Below are 5,693 nucleotides of genomic sequence, written 5' to 3' on the forward strand. Positions count from 1 at the left end.
AATATTTTGTTCGTTTCGTCGCTGTAGCCTTCTTTGTTTTCGCTACGCTCAAATACAATTTGGGCTACGCAACTCAACTCACGCGCATTCATCCCACGCTCCTAAGAGTGAGACGTGGGGCTTCTGCTGATTAAGCTAATTTAAGCTTAATACCGTAAGTATTCAGCTTATAGCGTACTTACATAGGAATACAACGCCAAGAATCAACAAGATCTGCTTCAAATTGCCAAAAATTTGTCATAGAAACGATGATATTTATCAAATTAAGTCCGGTAGAGCCTAAACTAGTCCTAATTCGCGTTTTAATAAGTTGATGGACTGTGTACCGATATAGTTTTCACAACGAATAAGTTTGGGGGGACGGATAAGGTCTTCTAAGGCTGTTTGCATGGCGGATTGTGCTGTGGAATAGCTAACTTGATCTGTGCAAAAGATTATTTCTGAGCGTTTGACGATCGCGTGTAGTTTATAAGCGTCCTTGGGTTGGGCGGTCATTACCAAGAGTTCATCCCCGCGTAAACCGTGAAGAATAACTTCTGTGGCTCTGAGAATACCGGAACTGAGGCTAACTATACCTATACAACTAGATTTAGGTAAGCCTTTAACTACAGTCATTTCCTTACCATAGTCGTGAATATCGAGGGGAATGACGCGGACGGCTTTGGGGGCAGCGATCGCTTCCACTTCTCCGATAAAATAACGACTGGTGACTAATGTGGCTGAAGTGGTTTGGTCTAATACTCCAATCAGTTGTTCCATTGCGACTAGCTGGAGGGGGATTTGCAGGGATTCTTCTAACTCATCAACCATTAATTCCCCAGCCCCAATATCTTGAGATGGTGTCACCACTAATACTCTGGCACTACAACGCAAGCGCCAGTCAACTTCTGCTAAAAATAGTTCTCGTGATTGATTGAGAGAACAACCTTGACCTAGTAACTCATCTAGGGCTTGTTGCACCACCTTATAGGCTTGAGGATTTTGTTTGAGCATGGGAGACTGGGATCTGCTTCCGCCTTCATGACCTTGAGCGCGGACATAGATGCCTGAACCTACTAAACTTTCGACAAATCCTTCTTCCTCCAATTGGCGGTAAACTTTACTAATGGTGTTGCGATGTAATCCAGTTTGCATGGCTAAAGCCCTGGTACTGGGTAGTTTATATGCAGGTGAATATTGCCCAGAGGCGATCGCAAATCTGATCTGATTAAACAGTTGATTAGATGCAGGAATTTCACTATCTGGCTGAATACGGAATTGAATCATTACCAATTCTGCTCCATAAGACTTATACAAATAGCCATAATTTACCTGTTAAATATATGATTAATGGGTTAGTTTGCTCTGGAAAATATTATCACAGAAGAATACACCAAATCAGAAGGTAAGGGTCAAAATGAATGTAAGTCCGATCAGTAAATGAATCGTAATTCACAACGCCATTAGTGGTTACTAATTGCTGATAGATATAACTATGATTAACTTGTGCTTCGTACCTCTTACCTATTTCCCTACTCACAACTTATATTATGACAGAGTCAGCAATACAGACTACAACAATTCAAATTCCTGAAGACAATTTGCAAATAGCCGCCTATTTAGCTCAACCAACAGCACCCGGTTCTTATCCGGGAATTGTCGTTCTCCAGGAGATTTTTGGGGTTAACGCCCATATTCGGGATGTCACCGAACGAATTGCTAAACTAGGATATGTGGCGATGTCTACGACGGGCTACGCCTACGCTCCAGCCCTGTTTCAACGTCAAGCCCCTGGATTTGAAACTGGTTACAGTCCCGAAGACGTGGAAATAGGCAAAAAATACGCTTGGTCACAAACCACAGCATCAGAACTTTTAAGCGATATTCAAGCAGCCATTAACTACTTAAAAACTTTACCCAATGTTAACCGAGATGGATTTGGTTGTATTGGCTTTTGTTTTGGTGGTCACGTCGCCTATCTAGCTGCCACACTCTCTGATATTAAAGCCACTGCTGCCTTTTACGGTGCGGGGATCACTACTCGTACTCCCGGAGGTGGAAATCCCAGTATTACCCGGACATCAGCAATTAAAGGCACTATCTACGCCTTTTTTGGTCAGGAAGATGGGAGTATTCCTCCAGAACAGGTAGACGAGATTACCGCCGAACTTGCAAAATATCACATTTCTCATCGTTTGTTTCGTTACGATGGATCTGGTCATGGATTTTTTTGTGACCGTCGTGCCAGTTATAATTCTAAAGCTGCGGCGGATGCTTGGGAACAAGTCCAACAACTTTTTAGCCAACTAGTACCGCAGGGCGGAAGTCAAAAGTCAAAAGTCAAAAGTCAAAACTAAGACATTATAGGCTTTTTAACGATTTAGAATAGTTGGTTTATTTCCGCCAATCTGTACTAGCCTAACCACTGACAACTGACCACTGACCACTGACAACTAAACAAATAACAATTTATCTTCAACCGTCATGAATTCCGAATCTAAACTTTCTCAAACAGCCAACTCGTCTTTTTCAATGGATGATTTTGCCAAAGCCTTGGAAAAACACGATTACCAATTTCAAAAAGGACAAGTTGTTCGTGGTAAAGTTTTCCAAGTTGACCACGATGGCGCTTATGTTGATATTGGTGGGAAATCGTCCGCGTTTCTTCCCCAAGAAGAGGCTTCCTTGAGAGCAGTAGCTGATTTGTCGGAAGTATTACCGATGAATGAGGAACTAGAGTTTTTGATTATTCGGGATCAGGATGCTGAAGGTCAAGTTACCATTTCCCGCAAGCAATTGGAAGTGAAACAAATTTGGGAAAAACTGTCAGAAATGCAGGAGAATTCCCAAAGTGTGCAAGTACGGGTAACAGGTATTAATAAAGGTGGTGTCACTGTTGATCTTCTAGGTGTCCGGGGTTTTATTCCGCGATCGCACATCGCCGAACGTGATAACCTAGAAGCACTCAAAGGTCAAACTCTCACCGTAGGCTTTTTAGAAATCAATCGGGAAACCAATAAACTCGTTCTCTCTCAACGTTTAGCCGCTCGTTCTAGCAACTTCAGTTTATTAGAAATCGGTCAATTAATCGAAGGAAAAATTACTGGCATCAAACCTTTTGGTGTATTCGTAGATTTTAACGGTGTCAGCGCCTTACTACACATCAAACAAGTGAGCCAAAAATTCATTGACTCTTTAGAAAAGGTCTTTCAAATTGGTCAACCCATTAAAGCTGTCATTATTGATTTAGATGAAGGTAAAGGTCGAGTTGCTATTTCTACCAGAGTCCTAGAAAACTTCCCTGGTGAAGTTGTGGAAAACTTTGCAGAAGTCATGGATTCCGCCGAAGCTCGTGCTAATCGTGCAGCTAATAAAACGGCTGAATAGATAATTGCTAATTTCCCCAGATCCCCGACTTCTTGCAGGAATTTATCATTGATTAACCAGATCAAAAAAGAAGTCGGGGATATTAACTCTATTTAAATCAGCTAAAATAATCGGCTCTTCGGTACTTGTTATCCTAAAATGACAAGTTGGATATTCATAAAAAATAACCTTAATCATCTGCTAGAGTTTCCAACTGATCAGAAATCAAATTTTGCCAATTTTCATCACAATGGGAATGTAAATGGATTGATGCTAATAATAACTCTGAAAGTATTTTACCTTTTTGGCGATCGCTTAATTCAGAACACTGATGCCAGGAATCACTTTTATTAATTAATGCTACCCAATAAAAAGTATCTGCAAAAACGCTTGTCATTATCTATTGTCTATTCTTGTATAAGATTTTGTTGATAAAGATAGTAATCATATTTGACTGCACCATCAAGATGAAGTGTTTCTAAGACTTCTTGAGGAACATCTTTGATGATATCATCAGCTACTTCCCAAATAGGTTTATATTCAGCTGGTTGGGAGTTGGTTTTTTCTTTGACAGCACGAATGAAATTAAGTATTTGGGTTAGTTCAATTTCTGGTATTTGCTGTAGTTCTTGTATAATCAATTCTTTGGTTTGCATAGATTTATCGTAGTTTAAGGGGGGACTGATATGATTTTAGCATAAGATTTGGCTTGTTTTTCAACTCTAAGGGTAATAAGCGAACTGACAAGTCAGCGCTTGCGCGATCGCACTTCATACCACCTACATCAAACAGCGATCTTGACCTCTCCCCCAACCCCCATAAAATATCAATCATAACGTAAATTATAACATTAAGATGAGTCCATCCAGACCCACCTCAACCTAAATTATACTAACAAAGTTTTTCTCTATTAAGCAATAGCAAACTCAGTAAACTTCCGAGTTTCAGGATCATGAAAAGCCAAAACAATATCCTCTTTTGGTACACCTTCCCTTAATCGAGATGTTAAAGCGCTAAGTACAAATATAAAGGTTTCTTTTTGTTCTATACTCTGGAATAATTGCACTTGAGAGGCAATTTCTTTAAAGGTAGTTTGGTGATTCATTTATTTGATACTGGTTAATGGATTAAGTCTATTTTTATAATTATATCAACTTTGCTCTACCAAAACCATAAAACAAAACGACAAGTTGGATATTCAGAAGAAATAACCTTAATCATCTGCTAAAGTTTCCAACTCATCGGAAATCAAATTTTGCCAATCTTCATCACAATGGGAATATAAATGAATTGATGCTACTAATAATTCTGAAAGTATTTTACCCTTTTGCTTATCGCTTAACTCAGCAAGTTGTAATTGATTAACTAAAGAAATGACATTTTGGCATTCCTCCTGTAATTCCATTAGTAGCTGATTAAATGTAGAATTTTCACTGCTAATTTTTTGTTTTGTAACTGTCATTAGTTTTTACCTAACCTTACCAAAAATAAGCGATCGCACTTGTATCATACCTAAAATAGCGATCGCATTTCATTCTAACTATATCAAACAGCGATCGCCATCTCATCATCTCCAAACAAGCGATCGCTCTTCTAACTTCCTACATTAAAAAAGCGATCGCCATCTCATCATCTCCAAACAAGCGATCGCTCTCTCATCCTACCTACATCAAACAGCGATACCTTCGGTAAGCTACCGCTAACGCACTTCATCCTACCTACATCAAAAAGTCCATCGCACTTCATCCCACCTATGCTAAACAGCAATTCCTAAGAGGCGTTTCACTAACGCCTTAATTCATTCCGGTGATATGCTTTAAGATGGTATCTAGTTTCTGATTAATCTCATTACCAAATGTGTTAAATTCTGACTGAAGAAGATCAAATTTATCTTCCAGATGATCAATTTCTTCATAAATCTTATCAAATCCTCTATTTAATTCTCTACCTGTCAATTGAGTATCTTCAAGACGTTCAACTCGTCTATTAAGACTTCTTAATTGGCGAGATATTTCGTAATCTTTATCGTTTGGTTCTTGATTTTCTGGCATAATTGAAATCTCTTTAATATTATAGCTGTTTTTATTTTATATTAATTGCTATCAAACTACACCTTGACCCCCAACAAGGCGATCGCACCTCATCCTACCTACATCAAACAGCGATACCTTCGGTAAGCTACCGCTAACGCACTCCATCCTACCTACATCAAATAGCGATACCTTCGGTAAGCTACCGCTAACGCACCTCATCCTACCTACATCAAACAGCGATACCTTCGGTAAGCTACCGCTAACGCACTCCATCCTACCTACATCAAATAGCGATACCTTCGGTAAGCTACCGCT

8 protein-coding genes and 1 pseudogene are annotated in these 5,693 nt (G+C 39.4%); 2 read left to right on the forward strand and 7 right to left on the reverse strand.

The annotated features are described in order from the left end of the window. Positions 1-279 precede the first annotated feature (279 nt). Complete coding sequence (locus tag PN471_RS18430) at positions 280-1,266, reverse strand: GntR family transcriptional regulator (protein WP_271778077.1); 987 nt, start codon at positions 1,264-1,266, stop codon at positions 280-282. A gap of 263 nt (positions 1,267-1,529) precedes the next feature. On the opposite strand from PN471_RS18430, the gene PN471_RS18435 reads away from it, so the two are divergent. Both PN471_RS18435 and PN471_RS18440 read left to right on the forward strand, forming a co-directional pair. Further along, the gene (locus PN471_RS18435; protein WP_271778078.1) at positions 1,530-2,336 is read left to right on the forward strand and encodes a dienelactone hydrolase family protein; all 807 of its coding nucleotides are present in this window, start codon (positions 1,530-1,532) and stop codon (positions 2,334-2,336) included. 127 nt (positions 2,337-2,463) lie between these two features. Beyond that, a complete protein-coding gene (locus PN471_RS18440) occupies positions 2,464-3,366 on the forward strand; it encodes a S1 RNA-binding domain-containing protein (protein ID WP_271778079.1) in 903 nt (300 codons plus the stop codon). 169 nt (positions 3,367-3,535) lie between these two features. Here the strand turns inward: PN471_RS18440 and PN471_RS18445 are convergent, their stop codons facing one another. The 6 genes and pseudogenes from PN471_RS18445 to PN471_RS18470 all read right to left on the reverse strand — a co-directional run. Next, positions 3,536-3,742: a hypothetical protein gene (locus PN471_RS18445; protein WP_271778080.1), complete on the reverse strand. Its 207-nt coding sequence runs from the start codon at positions 3,740-3,742 to the stop codon at positions 3,536-3,538. A 10-nt stretch (positions 3,743-3,752) separates the two neighbouring features. Next, a complete protein-coding gene (locus PN471_RS18450; RefSeq protein ID WP_271778081.1) occupies positions 3,753-4,001 on the reverse strand; it encodes a hypothetical protein in 249 nt (82 codons plus the stop codon). A 254-nt stretch (positions 4,002-4,255) separates the two neighbouring features. Beyond that, positions 4,256-4,351: pseudogene (locus PN471_RS23535) on the reverse strand (element excision factor XisI family protein); the annotation flags it as partial. A gap of 207 nt (positions 4,352-4,558) precedes the next feature. Beyond that, positions 4,559-4,807, reverse strand: a complete 249-nt coding sequence (locus PN471_RS18460; RefSeq protein WP_271778083.1) for a hypothetical protein — start codon at positions 4,805-4,807, stop codon at positions 4,559-4,561. A 331-nt stretch (positions 4,808-5,138) separates the two neighbouring features. Beyond that, complete coding sequence (locus PN471_RS18465; protein ID WP_271778084.1) at positions 5,139-5,396, reverse strand: hypothetical protein; 258 nt, start codon at positions 5,394-5,396, stop codon at positions 5,139-5,141. Between the two features lie 51 nt (positions 5,397-5,447). Beyond that, on the reverse strand, positions 5,448-5,693 hold a 246-nt coding region (locus tag PN471_RS18470; RefSeq protein WP_271778085.1), incomplete at its 5' end, for a hypothetical protein.

Source organism: Aphanizomenon sp. CS-733/32 (assembly GCF_028330045.1).
Lineage (GTDB): Bacteria > Cyanobacteriota > Cyanobacteriia > Cyanobacteriales > Nostocaceae > Dolichospermum > Dolichospermum gracile.